This window comes from Faecalicatena contorta (assembly GCF_022835095.1).
GTDB classification, from domain to species: domain Bacteria; phylum Bacillota; class Clostridia; order Lachnospirales; family Lachnospiraceae; genus Faecalicatena; species Faecalicatena contorta.
Window position 1 is genome coordinate 1,400,054 of the sequence record NZ_BQNQ01000001.1, and the last position, 18,477, is coordinate 1,418,530.

15 protein-coding genes are annotated in these 18,477 nt (G+C 39.4%); 13 read left to right on the forward strand and 2 right to left on the reverse strand.

Annotated features, from left to right (window positions below; translation table 11 throughout):
• Positions 1-2: 2 nt before the first annotated feature.
• The 4 genes from MWG26_RS06270 to MWG26_RS06285 all read left to right on the forward strand — a co-directional run bounded on the left by MWG26_RS06270 (position 3) and on the right by MWG26_RS06285 (position 2,937).
• Positions 3-143: a CD1871A family CXXC motif-containing protein gene (locus MWG26_RS06270; protein WP_004058840.1), complete on the forward strand. Its 141-nt coding sequence runs from the start codon at positions 3-5 to the stop codon at positions 141-143.
• Positions 136-1,029 (forward strand): 4Fe-4S binding protein, encoded by an 894-nt coding sequence (locus tag MWG26_RS06275; RefSeq protein WP_004058842.1) that lies wholly within the window; start codon positions 136-138, stop codon positions 1,027-1,029. The genes MWG26_RS06270 and MWG26_RS06275 overlap by 8 nt, the downstream gene beginning before the upstream one ends.
• Before the next feature lie 37 nt (positions 1,030-1,066).
• Complete coding sequence (locus MWG26_RS06280; protein ID WP_018597295.1) at positions 1,067-1,993, forward strand: TlpA disulfide reductase family protein; 927 nt, start codon at positions 1,067-1,069, stop codon at positions 1,991-1,993.
• A gap of 395 nt (positions 1,994-2,388) precedes the next feature.
• Positions 2,389-2,937, forward strand: coding sequence for a hypothetical protein (locus MWG26_RS06285; RefSeq protein WP_025655187.1), 549 nt, complete (start codon positions 2,389-2,391; stop codon positions 2,935-2,937).
• A gap of 289 nt (positions 2,938-3,226) precedes the next feature.
• Here MWG26_RS06285 and MWG26_RS06290 read toward each other — a convergent pair whose 3' ends face one another.
• Both MWG26_RS06290 and MWG26_RS06295 read right to left on the reverse strand, forming a co-directional pair.
• Positions 3,227-3,430: a hypothetical protein gene (locus MWG26_RS06290; RefSeq protein WP_147324097.1), complete on the reverse strand. Its 204-nt coding sequence runs from the start codon at positions 3,428-3,430 to the stop codon at positions 3,227-3,229.
• Between the two features lie 314 nt (positions 3,431-3,744).
• Positions 3,745-4,308: a transposase gene (locus tag MWG26_RS06295; RefSeq protein WP_049915527.1), complete on the reverse strand. Its 564-nt coding sequence runs from the start codon at positions 4,306-4,308 to the stop codon at positions 3,745-3,747.
• 678 nt (positions 4,309-4,986) lie between these two features.
• Here MWG26_RS06295 and MWG26_RS23160 point away from each other — a divergent pair.
• The 9 genes from MWG26_RS23160 to MWG26_RS06335 all read left to right on the forward strand — a co-directional run bounded on the left by MWG26_RS23160 (position 4,987) and on the right by MWG26_RS06335 (position 18,422).
• Positions 4,987-5,139 (forward strand): hypothetical protein, encoded by a 153-nt coding sequence (locus MWG26_RS23160; protein WP_369123812.1) that lies wholly within the window; start codon positions 4,987-4,989, stop codon positions 5,137-5,139.
• Positions 5,140-5,584: 445 nt separating this feature from the next.
• The gene (locus MWG26_RS06300; protein WP_240285644.1) at positions 5,585-6,289 is read left to right on the forward strand and encodes a response regulator transcription factor; all 705 of its coding nucleotides are present in this window, start codon (positions 5,585-5,587) and stop codon (positions 6,287-6,289) included.
• A 389-nt stretch (positions 6,290-6,678) separates the two neighbouring features.
• Positions 6,679-7,110 carry a sigma factor-like helix-turn-helix DNA-binding protein gene (locus MWG26_RS06305; RefSeq protein ID WP_025655190.1) on the forward strand — a complete coding sequence of 144 codons (432 nt, stop codon included), beginning with the start codon at positions 6,679-6,681 and terminating at the stop codon, positions 7,108-7,110.
• A 578-nt stretch (positions 7,111-7,688) separates the two neighbouring features.
• Positions 7,689-9,662, forward strand: coding sequence for an ATP-dependent DNA helicase (locus tag MWG26_RS06310; protein ID WP_117440742.1), 1,974 nt, complete (start codon positions 7,689-7,691; stop codon positions 9,660-9,662).
• Positions 9,663-9,840: 178 nt separating this feature from the next.
• The gene (locus MWG26_RS06315) at positions 9,841-10,956 is read left to right on the forward strand and encodes a tyrosine-type recombinase/integrase (protein ID WP_025655192.1); all 1,116 of its coding nucleotides are present in this window, start codon (positions 9,841-9,843) and stop codon (positions 10,954-10,956) included.
• Between the two features lie 12 nt (positions 10,957-10,968).
• Positions 10,969-12,714 (forward strand): tyrosine-type recombinase/integrase, encoded by a 1,746-nt coding sequence (locus MWG26_RS06320; RefSeq protein ID WP_025655193.1) that lies wholly within the window; start codon positions 10,969-10,971, stop codon positions 12,712-12,714.
• Positions 12,707-14,203: a tyrosine-type recombinase/integrase gene (locus MWG26_RS06325; protein WP_025655194.1), complete on the forward strand. Its 1,497-nt coding sequence runs from the start codon at positions 12,707-12,709 to the stop codon at positions 14,201-14,203. The genes MWG26_RS06320 and MWG26_RS06325 overlap by 8 nt, the downstream gene beginning before the upstream one ends.
• Complete coding sequence (locus MWG26_RS06330; RefSeq protein ID WP_025655195.1) at positions 14,190-14,573, forward strand: DUF6262 family protein; 384 nt, start codon at positions 14,190-14,192, stop codon at positions 14,571-14,573. The genes MWG26_RS06325 and MWG26_RS06330 overlap by 14 nt, the downstream gene beginning before the upstream one ends.
• Before the next feature lie 171 nt (positions 14,574-14,744).
• Positions 14,745-18,422 carry a YobI family P-loop NTPase gene (locus MWG26_RS06335; protein ID WP_025655196.1) on the forward strand — a complete coding sequence of 1,226 codons (3,678 nt, stop codon included), beginning with the start codon at positions 14,745-14,747 and terminating at the stop codon, positions 18,420-18,422.
• The last annotated feature ends 55 nt before the right edge of the window (positions 18,423-18,477 follow it).

Consider the following 18,477-nt stretch of genomic DNA (forward strand, 5'->3'; position numbering starts at 1 on the left):
TTATGAAATCTGAAAAAGCATCACAGATTCTTTTACTTACAGCCGGTCTGGTTCTTTTCTTTGGCGGAATTTTCCGCGGCGAAGCCGCTGTAGTACTCAGCAAAGCAATAAAATTATGTATGGAGTGTGTCGGAATTGGATAAGAAAATAAAATCAAACAAAAACATTTTCGTCCGTTTCCGCGGATGGATTCAGGCCGCTGCAACACTGCTTACAAACATTCACATTCCGAATCTATGGAAAGGAAAAATTTATCAGGGAAATGTAAAGACAATGTGTGTACCCGGACTGAACTGCTACTCTTGTCCGGCCGCCACAGGTGCCTGTCCGATTGGAGCTTTCCAGGCTGTAGTTGGTTCCTCAAAATTCAAGTTCACCTACTACATCACCGGATTTTTCATCCTGTTAGGAGTTCTGTTAGGACGATTTATCTGCGGTTTCCTTTGTCCGTTTGGATGGTTTCAGGATTTGCTGCATAAGATTCCGGGTAAGAAATTTTCCACCGCAAAGTTGAAACCCATACGGTATCTGAAATACGTGATTCTGGTCGTCTTTGTTATACTGCTTCCGGCATTTGTAACCAATTCACTTGGTATGGGAGATCCTTTCTTCTGTAAATACATTTGCCCACAGGGCGTACTTGAAGGCGCAATTCCTCTGTCACTTGCCAACTCAGGAATCCGTTCTGCACTCGGACATCTGTTTACATTTAAGTTCACAATCCTTGTGCTTTTTATCATCTTAAGCATCTTGCTTTACCGTCCATTCTGTAAATGGATCTGCCCACTCGGTGCCATCTATTCTCTGTTTAACAGAGTATCTTTTCTTAAGATTCAGGTGGATCACGAGAAATGTGTTGGCTGCCAGAAGTGTAGCCGTGTTTGCAAAATGGATGTCAATGTAGTAGACACACCGAACCATCCGGAGTGTATTCGCTGCGGAGAATGTATGAAAGCCTGCCCGACTGATGCAATCTGCTATCATTACGGATTTTCAAACAAGAAACAGGCTGACAATAAACTAAGATAAAATCAATAAAATGAAATTCAAAAGGAGCTTTAAAATTATGAAAAACAAATCAATCAAAACAAACTCAATGAAATTAAAAAAGGTAATCGCTGCATCACTTGCCATTTCCGTACTTCTTGCTTTCACAGGCTGCGGAAGCGCTTCCTCCTCAACAAACAATAAGAAACAGGAATCCACTTCCTCTGTAGATGCCGGAAGCACAGATGAACTGAACGACCTTTACCAGCAGGAAAATCAGCTTTTTGCTGATCACAAAGACGCTTGGGACAAAGTATTTGGTTTTATGAGCAAGAATACTGCCGGTGATGCCATGAGTGAAAACTATGCAGACGTCCTTGCAAGTACAGTTGAATCTAATAAAGATTCCTTCTCAGAAGAAGAGTATGAAACTCTGAGCAAAGACATTGAGACGATCCGCGGCATCGAAGAAGAAATTGCAAAGCTTGAGAAAGAGATTGCTGCATCTGATTCCTCTGACAGTGCTTCCTCCAAATTAGATGAATCCGCAAGTGTGTTTCACAGGTTCAAAGGAAAAGATTTGGATGGAAATGATGTAGATGACAGCCTTTTCACTAATAACAAAGTTACAGTTGTAAACTTCTGGTTCAGTGGGTGCAAGCCATGCGTTGGAGAGCTTTCTAAACTGAATGAATTAAACGAAACACTCAAGAAAATGGGTGGCGAAGTTGTTGGTATCAATACAGACACTTTAGATGACAATCAGGATGGAATCAAAGAAGCGAAAGAAATCTTAAAAGCTCAAGGTGCTTCCTACAAGAATCTGACTTTCGATTCTGATTCAACAGTTGGAAAATACGCCGGCAACATTATGGCATTCCCTACAACAGTTCTTGTTGATAAAGACGGAAATATCGTTGGCGAGCCTTTGATGGGCGGAATTGACGATCAAGCAAACTACGATCAGCTGATGAAACAGATTCAGTCCGTAATCGACCAGAAATAATTTATCTTATAATTAAGGATTGTCAATTTTTACGTATAAATTTTGGAGAAATCTGTGGGTAGGGATGTATCCCCCAGTTTTAAGAAAAATGGATTAGATTATCAAAATATTGTTATTTTTGCAGGATATAATATCGATAGTCTTTCGTTAATGAAAAGTCTAATCCCCTAGCTATGTTGGGGAGAATGGAATAAGCAGAGGTGTGTGGGGGCAATAAAAAAGGATCCTATGTGCTTGTGATATCCGTCTTTTAGGACGAGCAGTAACAGTAACCTTAGGAGAGCTGATAATAAACCACCATTGAATTGTGGGTGTAACTAGAAATTGAATTAGCAGGCCTCGATTTTGCTGGGCCGAAGATTCCAAGAGATTGTGATATATTTTGGAGGTAAGCTATGACGAAAATAGAAGAATTTGTAAAACTGATAACAGGACGATTTGACAATAAGGAGCAATTTGATGCAATGAAAAAGGCAGGAAAGACATACCCTTATGCACAGCACGTAAATACGGTTTGCAATGATAAAATTAAAAATCTTCCTGCTGATTTTAAGGGCATGTTTATTGTAGAAGAAAGTTATTATGAAAATGAAGGAAAGCGTCATGCGTCACCGCATCTTTTCTTGATTACAGAGAAAGAAGATAGAATTTTACTTTCATCCTATGAAATTCCAAATGGGGAAGATAAGAACACGTTTTCATATGAATTTATGAAAGAGGTGGAATATATTGAATTAAAAAAATCCAAAAAATTTACTCCTGCACTATATTATGAGAGAAACGGTGTCTGGGAGGGAGGCAGTACTAGTCAGTTCTCACCCGTTATGATATTTAAACTATGGGAAAAGTTTTCGGATACGTGTTTGGAAGTATTCGAAAGTATGGAAGTGAATGGAAAAAGAACATTTGGATATGACGTTCCGATTGTCTATAAGAGGGTATAAAGTCTTTGTTTAACGGTTCGAAAATTCTGAAAATAAAGGAAGCAGTTCGAGTATAGCTAGTACTACAGCGAACAACTAAGTTTCTTTTTACGATGCGACAGATAAGCACAATGATTCCTTTTTATATAATAGCAGATGATCCTCTGCATGCAGGAAGATGTGAACTCTATCATGCTATACAATAACCTGACGACCATAGGCATCGTCAGCGGAATTCCTTTTTTAGCCATCCTCCGCATTTTTCAAAGCATTGTTCAATCGGCCAACGCAGCGTTGCTGCCCGATCCAGCTAGGTATACGAGATATGATCCGGTGCATTGGATACAAAATATTTGATGGTCCCATCCTCGTATCTGCGGGCATATAACCAGACAGCTTCCCCTGGTTTTACGTAATTCCGGTTCCCATCCTTGCGGCAGGACACGACACGAATGATAAACCTCTGCGCTTGATTGGTTTTTTGGAGCCTTCCGTAAGAGTTACCGGTTCCCATGGGAGATCCGCTGCTTCTGCCAGGCTTCGCACACTGACCGGATGGCCGGATCACACAGGGTATTTCTTTAGTCGGCCACGGCCTCTGTCCGGTTCTGAGCTTATGATACGTGGAGGTTCCAGGAAAATCTGCTCCTTTGTATTGGTTGCCGCAAAATACCATACTCCATCTGGCAGATGTAAGCTATCCAGGAATGCATGGTCACAGCCATATGCGGCATCGCATCCGACCCATCGGACCCGAAACCGTCCTGTCTGAAAGGCACGGTTGAGAAGATCCTGTGTAATCTGATTTTTTGTAAGGAAGGTCCTGCCCTATGGAAAACGGCATTTGGCACGCAGGGGCTGGTGGGAATCCTGGAACCATGCCTGGGGGATATAAAGGTCATAGTCCACCAGGCCGTAACCGGAGTCACCGGCATAAGAAAGGAATCCCCCAACCTGACAGTTTTCCCGTTTGCCCAGCCTGCCGCAGTATTGTCGTTTTACTCCAATAGAATGTATTCCTTTTTTTATGAAGCTGGTATCATCAACAGACAACATGGCACCCTCATGGTTCAGTTGGGCTGCCAGAAGCTGCTGGCAGATGTCAAGGATTGCCGGCTCATCCAGCGGAGCACATGTAAAGAACTGTTGCATGGGCTGGACAGATTTCTCATCTAATAAATGCAAGGCGATGGGTTCAATAGATTTACGGTCTAAAGGACTGAGTAATCCCTTAACAAAAGCTGCGAAATGGCTTCTCTGTTTTTTAGAGAAAAAGGCACAATCGTATTGGTGCAGGTATGTCTCTAAGAGCCTTCCGATATCCTGTGTACTGCTAGGATCGATCGCCCACTGTTCTAATAATCGTGGATCATATGTTGTGTTTGTCATCATAATATCCACCCCCTTTTATTATATCAGTTATAGGGGACAATTTAAGATAACTATTGAAAGTTCGCTGTAGTACTAGAATGATTGTAAAAAATCCTGATGTAATGTTTTTTGATCAAGTCACATCAAATTTGGCTACTAAAACTAGTGGGTTACTGAAAGAGTCGATTCATTTGATTTTTGCAGATAAAATTTGTATTATCATAACGCATGATTTAGAAATGGCATCTATTGCGGATACAAGTATAAATTTATCAGATTAATGGTTAAAAAGGATTTTAATTACTTCTTTTTAAAAGGCAATAAATATTTCTTTAGGTCTTGTAAAGAGATGGAAACTATTTTTTATCATTATGCAGAAAATCATGTGGAAGAATTAAAATTTAGGAACGAATGTGTAGTAAGTGGAAATGAGTTCAATGAGTTTATACTACGAAAATTCGATTATAACCTTGGAAGAATATATAGACCTTTTTTGCAGTACATACGTTAAAACGTTAAGTTTGGTAGAATGCCCATTATATTCTAAGCAGCTTATAACTTGGGAAAAATGAAAAAAATAGTTTTACAAGGGGATATATAAAAACTTAAAAAAATCCACGGTGTTACGAATTGTACAAATCTTTTTGGAATAATTTGAAGTTTTTAATCGGAAACGGGAATTAGGCACCAATAGAGTATTTGATGCTTCCAACAAGTACTTATAATTGTCTTAAAAGACAAAAGTTTTGTTTTATCCAGAATTTAGAACAAAAATATAATTCTGTTGAAAAATTATGCTGTATCCGAAAAATGGGTGTGCATTCTTCTGAAATTGTGATAAAGGCACTGTAAAAATGGGATGATAAAGCAAAAAAACTATAGGTCACTCAATTCTGGAGCAGGAAAAAGATTTTTTGTGTCCGTGGGAAAATCGGTTTATGATGTAAAATGTAGATATTACAATACCGCTTTAAAAATAGTTCTGGGAGAATATGAAGAATACATATATAGGTGTTAAATTCAAATGCAGACAAGGAAAGATTTAACTATTCGTATATATATCAAAGACTTTTTCGATATGGAAATGTTTATTGGCTTATGGAACATCAATTGCGGGACTTGTAAGTAAATGAGGATAGGTCTTTGATGAAACTCATTTTATACCGGATGAAGCAATAATTCATGTGAAGTGCAGCAAATATTTTTTCTGGCGTTATTAAAAAATGAAAACTATTTTTATCATTATACAGAAAGTCATGTGGAGGAATTGTAATATGAGAAACAGAGAGATGGGGGTGTGAAGAAAAACAGAATTATAGTAATTGCTGATGAAGGAGAAATGACATGGGAAAGTTTGATTTTGTTGGAACAACAAGCAGAGTTTTATCAAATGAAAAGTATCCAGGATGCCCTTTCCAACCTGACAGTTTTCTCTTATCATTTGATTTTAATTGCAGTAAAACGAGAACTGGAAATAGTATGCCAACTTGTAGAAGCAATCCGAAAGCTGGTGATAACACCTATGATTGTTTTATTACCGGATCATTCTGAAATGCGAAATAAAATCATTTACTTGGGGGCAGATGTGGTATTGACACAACCGTATACAGCGGAAGAAGTCAGTCTGCAGTCGTATGCATTGATTCGCCGCTATACAGAATGGAAATCGGAAAGAAAAGAAGAAATCCCTGTTATGGTAGGAAAACTGAAAATCCTTCCACTTCAAAGAACAGTAGAATGGGAGCATAAAAGAATCCCTGTTGTAAAAAGGGAGTTTGATTTTCTGTATCTGTTAGCAAATACGCCGGGAAGAGTATATACATACAGTCAGATCTATCAACTGGTATGGCAGGAGTACCCACATGGGGATATTACAAATATTATTTACTGCATGGTACATCGACTGAAACAGAAATTGAAAAAAGTAGATGTAAATGCAGAGCATATAATCAGCAGTGTAAAAGAGGTTGGATATTGTTTAAAAGTATATAAGGAATCATAGAAGGCGGGTTTCTGAAAATGGAGCCTGCTTTTTATATGGTGAGATTTGGTTGTAACTGTAATAGAAAAGAAATGACAGGAAAACTGACATTTATTTGACAGAAAGCTGACAGTCTGATGACAGATTCGTCTTGTATACTACTTCTTTATGTAAAGAATGGGCTTCGTTCCATGACATAAAGGAGCAGTATATGTGCCGGAAAGAGTTACAAAAGAGGAAAAACTAACTTCATATGCAGCGTTTGGTGGTGTCGCAATTCGAAACAGGATTGCGGCATCTTTCTTTTTGTGGACAAAATTTCAGTTAGCACGACCTTTCTCGTGTGAGAATGCAAGATCACCGCCGCTCCGATTTGATTTCAAAAAAATTCAGATCGGAGGAAAAGAAAGGTGACATTTCATAAAGCAAAAGAAGAATATAAATGGAAACAGTGGAAGGAGCAGGAGGAACGGATTTTGCGAAAATCCGGTGTCAGTGAAGAGGTGATCCAAAGACTTCGTGAATTAGACTGGCAGGATTTTAATGCGGAGCGGAGATTCTGGGAACATTTTTCTTCTAGTCAAGAAGAATTATACACCAGGGAATTGGAAGAACCATCTTCAGTGGTGCTTAATATTCAACAGTTACTTGACAGTGTGGAGAATGAGCAGCTATTACAGGTTCTTTTGGAGTCGGATAAGAAAACACTGCAGATTTTACTTCTGAAGATGTGGGGATTTTCTGTTCGTGAGATTGCAGGCCAGATGGGACTAGCGGAAAAGACCATTTATACACGGATTGAGCGATTGAAGAAAAAAATTAAAAAAGTTTTGAAGAAGTGAAGAAAAATGGGGTATCTCATCGGCTCTATATATGAAAGGGGTAATTGCCCCTCGTTCCTTGACAACCACATACCAGCATTACAGGTACGTTCCCAAAGATAGAAGCGTGACAGCATAAGCGCCAGGACGGATGGGAACAAGCACTGCAGGATTGTTATGGAAAGGTCTGTACAAAGACTATGGCGAATCAGTTCGTGAGAAAACTGTCAGTGCCTGTTCTCATTCTGAGCGACTCCTTATAGCTGTGAATGGACTTTTGCAGGTCTTTCGCCAGGATCATCGGAGGGGGATAATGATACGAAATTCTTCTCAAAAAAGAAGAGGATGGACTCTAAGTTGTAATCAGCAAGACTTTCAGGAAATCTGTGAGCGGTGCGAAGCGAAGCATCCGCCTGTGATGTTCCCTACCATAGATGTGGTATGGCAGCCGGGGAGTCGAGGACAAATACGGTGCTAAAGAAAAGAAAAAACGATAAGAAATCAAAAAAGAGTGTGTCGTTGATATCAGATACATGCGGCTGTGGGAAAGTGCCACAGCCGTATTCTTGTGGTATTAACGCCATGCGGAAAGAAGTACTATGTTTTATAAAGTTGAATATCAAAAAAGAGCGCATCAGGAAGTGGAGAAGATCTTCCGGGTGCTATTTCCGGAACAGGGACTGGCAGTCCGGGAAGAGCAGATCCGTCTATGCCATGAAATGCTGGATACTCTGCTGGGAGAACAGATTGCCTTGTGTGATGCAGGGGTGGGGATTGGGAAGACCTATGCTTATCTGGTAGCCTGCGTATTATTGCGGAAGTATTCTATGCTGACAGGGCGAGGAAATCCGTTGGAACATCGTCCGGTGGTGGTGTCCACCTCCAGTATCGCATTGCAGAAAGCTATATTGACGGAATATATTCCCTTTTTGTCCAGGGTGCTGCTGGAGCAAGGAATCATTCAGTCTCCGCTTCGGGCAGTGGTGCGAAAAGGGAAAGAACACTTTGTCTGTGACAATAGGCTGGAACAACGAATCGAAGCAATCCGCCATAAACAGAAGAATGCTGCCCAAAAAGAAGCACTACTGTCCTTGCGGAAACAGTATGATATGGATAGCGTAAAGAATCTGAGCGGGTTTGACAGAAGGCTGGTCTGTGTGCCGAAATTCTGTCCAAGAGAATGTCCGGGCAGGCAGATGTGCCGCTATCAGAGATATCTGGAAGAATCCAGGAAACAGGATGTGTTCATTCAAATCTGTAATCATAATTATTTACTGGCAGATGCGTATCACAGAGCAGAAGGATACAAGCCTTTATTGTCTGATTATCGGACGTTGATTGTAGATGAAGCTCATAAGTTACCGGAAGCGGCAAGGCAGATGTTTGGAAAAAACCTGTGCATGGATGATATCCGAGAAATAGCATATTATCTGGAACGGGAGCATCAGAAAGAAGAGGCAAGAATCCTGCGGACAGTGATGTGTGACGCATTGCATGTTGTTGGTGCAGAACACCGAATTGGAAAAGGAATCCGGGAAACATTCCGTCATACAACAGATAGTGTGGTTTCTCTGTGGGAAGGAGTAGAAATGTTGGAATTTCTTTTGGACAAGCTGGAAAAATGTGTTCCAAAGTGGATACGGAATCGACTGGAGGATGCAAAAGAGGTGCTGAAGTGTTTTTGTAGCAGCGATGAAAAATATGTCTGCTATCTGCAATTCGATACAGAGCAGCTTCCCATTTTATGCGCAGCCAGCCGGGAAATCCCAGAATTGCTTCAGAAGATGTTATGGGATCGGGAAGAAGGGATATCCGCCATCTTAACCAGCGGAACGCTAAAGGCAGGCGCAGGCTTTTTGCGCACACGGCAGATCACCGGGCTGGAAGGAAGAGCAGGAGTGCAGGAATATGTGGCAGAGTCCCCATTTTCTTATGAGAGGAACTGTCTGTTATACTTGCCAAAGACGCTGGAACATTGCAGGAGAGGGAGCAGGGAAGAGGCAGTAATGGTGGCAAACCATATCCATTCTCTGATCTGTTCTACTTACGGGCATACGCTGGTACTGTTTACCTCTTATACATTGATGGGAAGTGTGTATCAGATTTTAAGAGACAGCCTGCCATTTCCCATGGTGGAAGTATGGAGACACTCCCAGGAGGAAATTTTGCGGTTCAAGACCATGGAGAATGGGGTGCTGTTTGCAGCCGGCTCCTGCTGGGAAGGGGTGGACTTTCCGGGAGATATGGTATCTTCGCTGATTATTGTGAAACTGCCTTTTGCAGTACCAGATCCCATCAGCGAGGCAGAGAAGGAAACCTATGATTCCCTGGAAACCTATATCCAGTCCATCATTGTGCCGGATATGCAGAAGAAACTACGCCAGGGATTTGGGAGAGCCATTCGTACAGAAACTGATACTTGTGTGGTGTCTATTTTAGATATTCGGGCGGTAAAAGGCGGCAAGTATCACGAAGATGTGATGTGTGCGCTTCCGTCCTGCCGGATAGCAGAGGAGTTGAGAGAGGTGCAGGATTTTATCCGCAGCCGGAAAGGGGTGGAATATTATTTGTAATAGACGAAATTCCCTTTCCAGCCTTGTTGCTTATGCTTATTTTCTGGGCGCTTTTAAGGGAAAAGTTTAGTACAGTTTTGGGGGCACTTTTGGAGGGATTGTTGGTATTGATGAATAGCTATTTGAACATGAAGTGGGTATAATGTGTATAGCGTTAGAGGAAAGGACGGTGAGCAAAATGGCACGATATGCAGTGGAACATATCTGGGAAGGAAAACAGGAATATTTCTTGATCCGGGATCATCAGAGTTGGCAGATGGTGCTGCTCCCGTCCAAGTATCTGACGCATTTGATCCGAGCAAACCGTTCCCCGAATACCGTTGGCCGCAGGGCAAAATCCATCCGGTTCTATCTGGAATATCTGGATGAGAAAGAGATGGAACTGTCCCAGGTGGCAGAACTGGAATTCCAGGAACAGTATGAACATTATGTGGGATTTCTCCACTGGCTGAAAGCCGGAAACCATTTGCATGAAAAGAAAGAGAAACTGCCAAGCAATAAAACCTGCAATGCGTACTTAAAAGACGTGTTCAGGTTTTTCTGTTTTTTAGAACTGGAAGCAGATATGGAAAGGCTGAAAGTGTTATATTATGACAGTTTTACCACCCATGATTCCATCGGTGTAAAACGGAAGCTGCGGTTCCGGTCATTCAATGGCTATCTGAAAGAGGAAGAACGAAACGTCCGTCCGGCAGAGCATCAGGAGATTTTGGAACTTTTGAAGCAGTGTACCAACTGCAGGGACCAGCTTCTGATCATGCTGCTGGCAGAGACCGGATACCGGATCGGCGAGATCTTAGGGGTAGATTATACCAGAGATATTGATTACGAAAGACATACCATCCGGGTATTCTTCCGGGATGACAATGAGAATAAGGCAAGGGCGAAGAATGCGGCATACCGAAGATCCAAAGTCAGTGATGCCACCTTCCAGTTTTTATTGTTTTATCTGTCCAAGTACCGGGAATTTCTGCAACACCAGCCGATGCTGTTTGTAAACATCGAAGGAGAGACAAAAGGAAAGGCACTGCAGGTGGATGCAGTTTACCGGATGCTGGAGCGGATGGAGAAAAAGACAGGCATCCATACGACGCCCCATATGTTACGGAGATACTTCGGAAACATGAGGCGGGATGCCGGATGGCCACTGGAAATGATCAGTGAGGCATATGGACATAAGCACATCGACACAACCATCAAATATCTGAACATTGTAGATGACCAGCTTATGGAAGCCAGCGACCAATATTATGCAAAACATTCAGCCCTTTATGATGTGGAGAAACTCCTGTAGGAGGTGAAGAATATGCCCGCTTATCAATTACATATTTATGAACAGCAGGAAAAGCGGGAAGCACTGGAAGAAAAAATCTGTGAACAGGTGGGTGCCTGCACAGAAGTAAATGGAACCATACGAAAAAGGGTAAAGAAGTTCCTGATAGAAGAGGGGATTACAGATATTTCAGAGATGGACGCAGCCCTAAGAATCCGCTACGAAGAATATTTGGAAAGGAACGAAACCGTTCTTGCACCGATTACCTGCCTGCGGGGATTTGATGAAATCGTGATTCATCGGATGAAAGAAGAACTGCAGACACTGGTAGGGAGAAGAAACTATACTACTGAGTATCAGGAACAGTGGATGTGCCTTACCCATTATCCGGAGATTGAGATTGCGGAATCCTTTCTAGCAAGCAAAGACGGAAAAGAACTGCTGTGGAATTTTACCCTGGAGTGTCCAAGAAATTTGAAGATGCAGATTTTTACAGTACTGAAAGAGATAATCCATACCTACAAAGGTCGTTACAGAAAAGAGAAACTGCTGGCACTGCAAAGGTTCTATCAATTCTGTGCGAAACATCAAGTGGCTGATATTGAAACCATGACACTGACCAAAGAACAGCAATTTGAACAGGAACTCTCGGAAGAATTTTGCGGGAAAAAGAGAAGTACTATGTTTGGCATCCTGCAGATAAGCAGAAAAATCCTATTTTTACAGGCGCCGGAAATTCATTGGCAAGCGAATGTGTGGTTTTTGGAACGTTTCCATTTTTCCAGGGAACGGATGAATCCAAGTAAGCCTGTGGAATCGGTATCCTTTAAAGAGGTGACCAACCTGGAAAATCAAAAGATTTTGCAAAAATATCTGCGGTATCTGTTTGGAATTACAGATTTATCTATCAGTACCATCCGAATCAAGTTGCTGGAACTTCGTATATTCCTGGCACACTTCAATGGAGAAGAAAATCCGATTTATGAAGTGGAAGCGGAGAAAATTCAGAGATATCTGGAATCTGTTCAGGTGCAGGATATCCGTGAAAAAACAGCAAATGGGAGAATTTTTATGATTTTGCAGTTTTACAATTTTCTTGTAGTAAAAGGATATCTGAAGAAGATTCCCTTCTGGCATGCGTATTATCTGCAGAAAGAAGTGCATGTCCACCATGACCGCAGTGTACCGGAAAAAATCTATACGGAAATTTTATCGAAACTGGCAGAGTTTCCGGAACATCTGCGGTTGATGTTCCTGCACTTATGGTGTACAGGAATCCGGGGAAGCGAAGTATGTACCCTGACAGGTGGTGATTATGAAGAAAAGAATGGAGATTACTGGCTGAAAGTGTATCAGGTGAAAATGAAAACGTATAAGCGGATTCCCATTCCAGAAGCATTGTATAAGCTGGTGCAGGTGTACAAAAAGAAATATCAGATCGGATCAGAAGAATATCTGTTTAAAAGCAAAAAAGGTGGAGCATTCCAGTATGCTACATTACGATATCAAATGTTGAAATACTGTGAGAAAAATCAGATTGCAGATGGAGAATATATATTCAGATCCCATGATTACCGCCATAACCTGGCTACGCTTTATTATGATAATGGTATTTCCATCCAAGCGGTACGAGATTACTTGGGGCATGAATATGAAGAAATGACTAGGCAGTATGTGGACTATATGCCGAAGAAACTGGAAAAAGCCAGTGAAGCGTATTTCCAGGAAGAAACCCACAGCTTTGCGGCGGAACTGATGAAAGGAGAGTTCCATGGATGAGAAATTGTATCTAATCGATTTGGACTGCTATGTAAGAGCAGAGGAAAAAGAGAAAAAGAAGGTAAAGGAATCCTATTGCTTTGATTTAGGATTGCTTCCAACAAAAGGGATTCAAAAAGAATTCCGTTCCTTTATTGAGAATCGAAGCCGACAATGTGCCTTGGCAACGATGATACAGGAACGAGTGATCTATCAGAGATTTTGCAGAATGGTAAAGGATAAGCACATCCGGGCAGAGAGCCTGCAGGAACTGGGGTGGGAACAGTGGCTGTTAAAAATTCGAAGCTGGCTTCTGGAACATGGGCAGAAACTGACCATGCAGGGAATCAGTGTATATGGGAAAGAAAAGACAGTGCCATCGAGCCTCATCACTTATGTGCGGAAGGCATATCAATTTACAGAAGCCAAAGAGGAACGGGATGAGATTGAGAAAGATATCTGGAAATTAGAGAATCTGGATATTGCCTATAAAAAGAATCCGATTAAAAATGTACAGACTTTGAATTTTACAGCGATTATCCAGGATGACTTACGGGAAGAAACAAAAAAGGCAGTTTATGAACATTTACATCACGAAGCGATTGCAACGATTATCAAAGAACTGACAGCCGTCCGGAGATTATCCAAATATCTGAAAGAAAAATATCCCGATATCCATTCGGCAGAAGAACTGAATCGGGAGTTGCTGGAAGAATATCTGACGTACCTTGCAACGGAAGCGGAGGGCGTGAATAATTACCGAATGGATTTGACAAGACTCCGGGAAGTGCTGGAAACCATTGGAAAATTATATGGGTATCCACATTTAGAAATTTTATTCCTGGCCAGCGACTTGCCCAGACAGGTGCAGCCGAAAATAAAATCTTATTCAGACAGTGAGCTGATTCGTTTTAATGCAGCGCTTGCGGAACTGGATGAGCAGATGGAGCGGCTTATGGTCATCCACCAGATGTTAGGAACAAGGATATCTGATACCCTTACTCTGCAGACAGACTGCCTGTATCGGCAGGACCGACATCCTATGATCCAGATCCGGCAGATGAAAACAACTACATTTGTGAAGCCTATCAGTGCAGAACTGGAACTGCTGATTGAAAAAGCAATCCAATATACTAGAAAAATGTTTGGAGATACGGTTTACATTTTTGTGGATGAGAAAAATAGCAAGAGACCTATGCAGTACAATACCGTTCAAAACAAGGTGATGGATCTGATCCAGAAAAAAGATTTGCGGGACGATCATGGAGAATTGTTTGGATTTGGAACGCATATGTTCCGCCATGTATATGGTATCCGCTTAACAGAACTGCATCTGGATGACTGGACCATCGCAAAACTACTGGGGCATACATCCGTAAAGAATGTGAAATTTTACCGGAAGATGAGTCTCCAGATCATCGCAGATGAAACAAGAGAAATCAGAGCAGAGATGAGCCGGATGATTCGGGCGAATTTAGCAGGATGGGGGAAAGAGTATGAGCAAATATGACAAGATGCTGGAAGTAAACCATAAGCAGAGAGTGGAGAAGATTCAGAGGGCAAAACTGACAATTCAGGAAATGATTGAAGAAGAGGATAAAGTGACCGTTCCCAAACTGATGCAAAAGACCGGACTGTCCAGAGGATTTTTCTATAAGAACCCGGAAGTGCGAAAGGCAGTAGATCGTGCCTTGCAGCTACAGGCTGGCATGGTAGATAAGAGAAGAAAGATTTTAGATATGGCAATGGACAACCGTATCCTGCAGCTGGAGCAACAAGTAGCGAAACTGAAAAGAGAGAATGAAATATTACGGAAAGAAAATGAAGCAATGCGGAAAGCATTGAATAAGAGAGATTTGAATCTGATTAAGAATTTCTAATGAAGAAGAAAATAATCAGCGACTGGCAGGGGCGTGAAGAACGTGCCTGCTGGTGGCTGTGGGGATAAAATAGAGGAGAAAGCAAGACTTTTTCATTTTGTTATTTAAATATTTCATGATACAATAGTGCTATAAGTTAAATTTGAGGGAGGGATTTCTACGATAGCACTTTTGGAGAAAATTCGTGAAGTAATAAATAAAAGAATACAAGAGAAAAAGAAAAATGAATTTACAGACTTGGCGCCCATTGATGATATTGAAAATGGAGCTGAATATTTAAAGGCATTACATTGGGCGATAAAGAAAAAGAAAGTTAAAAATATTGCACTGGCAGGTCCATATGGTGCGGGCAAGAGTAGTATTATTGATACATATTTGAAAAAACATAGAATTATTAGAAGTAAATCGCTTCGTGTTTCAATGGCAACTTTTGTTGAAAACGAAACTGATGAGAAGGGGAATCCTAAGAAAATTTCTTTGAAACAAGATGAAATTGAATTAGGAATTTTAAAGCAATTATTTTATAAAGTCAATTATAAAAAGATCCCGCAGAGCAGATATCTGAAGCTGCACAAAATTAATTGGAAACGTGTCTGGGGATATTTGGTTTTGATATTTTTAATTTTGGGAGTGATGGAATTTATATTTTTTCCAGATACTTTTCAAATGATAATCGAAAAAATAGAAGAGGCAGGCGGAAAATTTGGATTAAAAGAAATGGTTTCGGATAGTATTTTCCTTGCTTTTTGTGCGGGAATATTGGCAATCATCGCCCGAACATATCGTTTGGTGCTGTTTCGCTTTAAAGTAAATGAAGTAAAATTGCCAGCAGAGACAGTTGTGAAAAATTCTGAAACTGCAACGGAAACTGTATTTAATAAAAATATGGATGAAATTGTATATTTCTTTGAAGAGACAAAGTATAGAATTGTGTTTTTTGAAGATCTAGATCGTTTAGAAGATCCATCTATTTTTATCCACCTTCGGGAATTGAATACATTATTGAATAATTACGATGGGATTAAGGGGCGCATCGTTTTTGTTTATGCTATTAGAGATGATATATTTACTGATACAGACAGAACAAAGTTCTTTGAATTTATTATTCCGGTAATTCCAATTATAAATTCTACGAATTCAGGGGAAATCTTTTTACAAAAACTTGAGGAATCTGAAAAGAAAGGGATTGTTCATGAAATCTCACAGGAATTTATATTAGACGTATCTCCATATGTTGAAGATATGCGAATTCTTCAGAATATATACAATGAGTTTGTCATCTATAAGGAAACGATTCGTACTGATCAGGAACTGAAATTGTCAGATGAAACAATGATGGCATTGATTATTTTTAAAAATTTGTATCCACGGGAGTTTGCGGAACTTCAAATGGAGAGAGGAGTAGTGAAACAAGCTTTTGAGGATAAGCAAAGATATATCTCTGGACAATGTATGCAATGGCGAAATGAGGTCGATGAGCTTACACAGGAACTAGAAAAATATCATGATGACTGTTTAGAACACGTTAAAGAACTTAAAACAGCCATGCTTGGTGCTATGGTGGATTGGCAGGGTATTCCATATAGTATAAATAAAAGCCATTGGGATAAATATTCAGTAAGTAAAATAATGGAGGATTCGTTTGAATTATTGAAACTTGCGGAATTAAAGGATGTTGAAATTGAGTATTATACATGGAGTCGTTTCCAGTCGGAAAAATCTGTGAATAATTTTCAAGAAGTTTTTCAACGATATTATGAAAGAATTAAAAATTTTCAATTTGTTCGAGAAAAAGGTGTTAGTTCAATAAAAAATGAAATTGAAGATTTGAAGAAGAAAGTACATGAACTTTCAGGTTGGTCACTTAAAAAGCTGATAGAAGAATTTGGAGTCCATAGTGTACTATCTGAAAAAGTTACTGAAAATAAATTGCTTGTATTTATGCTTCGAAGAGGATACATTGATGAAAAATACGCAAATTATATCAATTATTTTAAGGGGACAAGCATTACAAAAGAAGATATGAATTATATACTGGCAGTAAAAAATATGGAAAAGCTGCCATATAATTATAACTTGACAAAAGTTGGAATGGTTATACAGCGTTTACAACCGTATGAATTTGAACAAAAAAGTATTTTCAATTTTATTCTTTTGGAATATTTATTATCTGAAGAAGAGGAAGAGGACATTGAAAAACGTACAGTCTTGATTGGACAATTATCTGATGGAACAGTAGAAAGCTGGAAATTTATAGACGAATTTATTGATCTAACTCAATATAAAGAAAGGCTTATTCAGTTATTAGCAATGTACTGGGAAAATATGTGGAATTATATTGTCCAAGACATAACAATAACATATGAAAGAAAAATTTTTTATTTAAGATTACTTGTCAATAATGTGGATTCGGAACGTTTGTTTGAATTAAATGATAAGCATAATATAAGCAGTTTCATAGAGACAAATCCAGATATATTACAGCAGTTATCATCTATTCAAGATCAAAAGGTGATTTCCTTAATTGAAACACTTGAAATTAGTTTTACAAATGTTGCTATTGAAAATGTTTCGGAGGAAGTTTTGAGATATGTTTTTGAAAATCAGCGTTATGAGTTAAATGGTACGATGATACGTAGGATTGTGGAATTTGAAGATGGTACAATGCTTTCCGGTTTAGATACCCGCAATTATACAACAATTATTTCACTAGGATATGAACCGTTAATTAAATACATACAAGAAAATCTGAAACAGTATGTGAAGGAAATTATATTGGTGCCTAATAATACTAAGGAAGATGTTGAACAGATTATGGATTTGTTAGAAAGAATGTTGGAAAATGCTCCAGAAGAGACCGAAATCTGTTTGGAATTAGTGAATCATGAAGAATTTTGCGTAGATGATATTTCTGAATGTTGTGGAAAGTTTGATTCTAATTTTGATAAGGGCGTGAAAATTCTTTGGGACGAGTTATTAGATAAAGAAAAAATAAGCTTGAAATGGGAGAATATCAAATGTTATCGGGACAGATATAAGATTACGCCAGAACTACTTCGATACATTGAGGCAAATAGCGAGCAACTTGCATGTTTAGAAAATCAATGCTTAAATGAAGTGTTTGCCGAAGAACTTATTACAAGTACAATTGACGATTCTGCTTTTGAGAAACTATTACCTCAGTTAGAATTGGAATTTGATATTCCAATAGAGAAGGTTGAGAAACAGAAAGTGGGAATTTTGATTAAGAAAAAATATATTCCTTTTGATGTTAATAAATATGGTGAAATTAAAGATGTCTATCCTGATTTATGTCCAGATTTTATTTTGTATAATCAAGCGGAATATATGGAAGTGATGGAAAAGATTCCAATGGGAGAAAAATTATTAGAAACACTATTGCTTTCGCCTGTTCTCGATTTTTCTAATGCAGAAGTTCTGTTGGATGCTTTTGGAGAAAATTGTATGACTACACATATTGCACAGCATTTGCTCCAGATACATGTAAAAATTAGTATATCGGTATTTAATACAGCATGGACATACTTATTAACTGACGAAATAAAAAATAGTTTGATGCTTAAATATTGTTCTATTTTGAATGCGCCAGATTTTGAATATTGTTTTTCGGAACTTTCAAAAATATATCCTAAATTTGGTGATAGAAGCAAAAGACATAATGCTGAAATGTCAAATACAAGTGAAAATAAAAAATTGGCTGAACGGTTAAAAGAAGTGGGTTACATAACTAGCTATACTGAACAAGAAAAAGATGATTTTGATCCAGTTAAGGGAACGGGAGGTAAGAAAAATATTATTTCGTGTTGGATAAAAATGGTGAAAATGTGAAAAATGGAAACACGGTTGCATTCGTAGGATAAAGGTGGGGATAGAACCCCGCCTT

Excerpts from the sequence above, each read along its gene's own strand:
- MWG26_RS06280 (WP_018597295.1), top strand. The coding sequence starts at position 1,067 with ATGAAAAACAAATCAATCAAAACAAACTCAATGAAATTAAAAAAGGTA.
- MWG26_RS06325 (WP_025655194.1), top strand. The coding sequence starts at position 12,707 with ATGGATGAGAAATTGTATCTAATCGATTTGGACTGCTATGTAAGAGCA.
- MWG26_RS06320 (WP_025655193.1), top strand. The coding sequence starts at position 10,969 with ATGCCCGCTTATCAATTACATATTTATGAACAGCAGGAAAAGCGGGAA.
- MWG26_RS06295 (WP_049915527.1), bottom strand. The coding sequence starts at position 4,308 with ATGATGACAAACACAACATATGATCCACGATTATTAGAACAGTGGGCG.
- MWG26_RS06285 (WP_025655187.1), top strand. The coding sequence starts at position 2,389 with ATGACGAAAATAGAAGAATTTGTAAAACTGATAACAGGACGATTTGAC.
- MWG26_RS06310 (WP_117440742.1), top strand. The coding sequence starts at position 7,689 with ATGTTTTATAAAGTTGAATATCAAAAAAGAGCGCATCAGGAAGTGGAG.
- MWG26_RS06330 (WP_025655195.1), top strand. The coding sequence starts at position 14,190 with ATGAGCAAATATGACAAGATGCTGGAAGTAAACCATAAGCAGAGAGTG.
- MWG26_RS06315 (WP_025655192.1), top strand. The coding sequence starts at position 9,841 with ATGGCACGATATGCAGTGGAACATATCTGGGAAGGAAAACAGGAATAT.
- MWG26_RS06290 (WP_147324097.1), bottom strand. The coding sequence starts at position 3,430 with ATGGGAACCGGTAACTCTTACGGAAGGCTCCAAAAAACCAATCAAGCG.
- MWG26_RS06270 (WP_004058840.1), top strand. The coding sequence starts at position 3 with ATGAAATCTGAAAAAGCATCACAGATTCTTTTACTTACAGCCGGTCTG.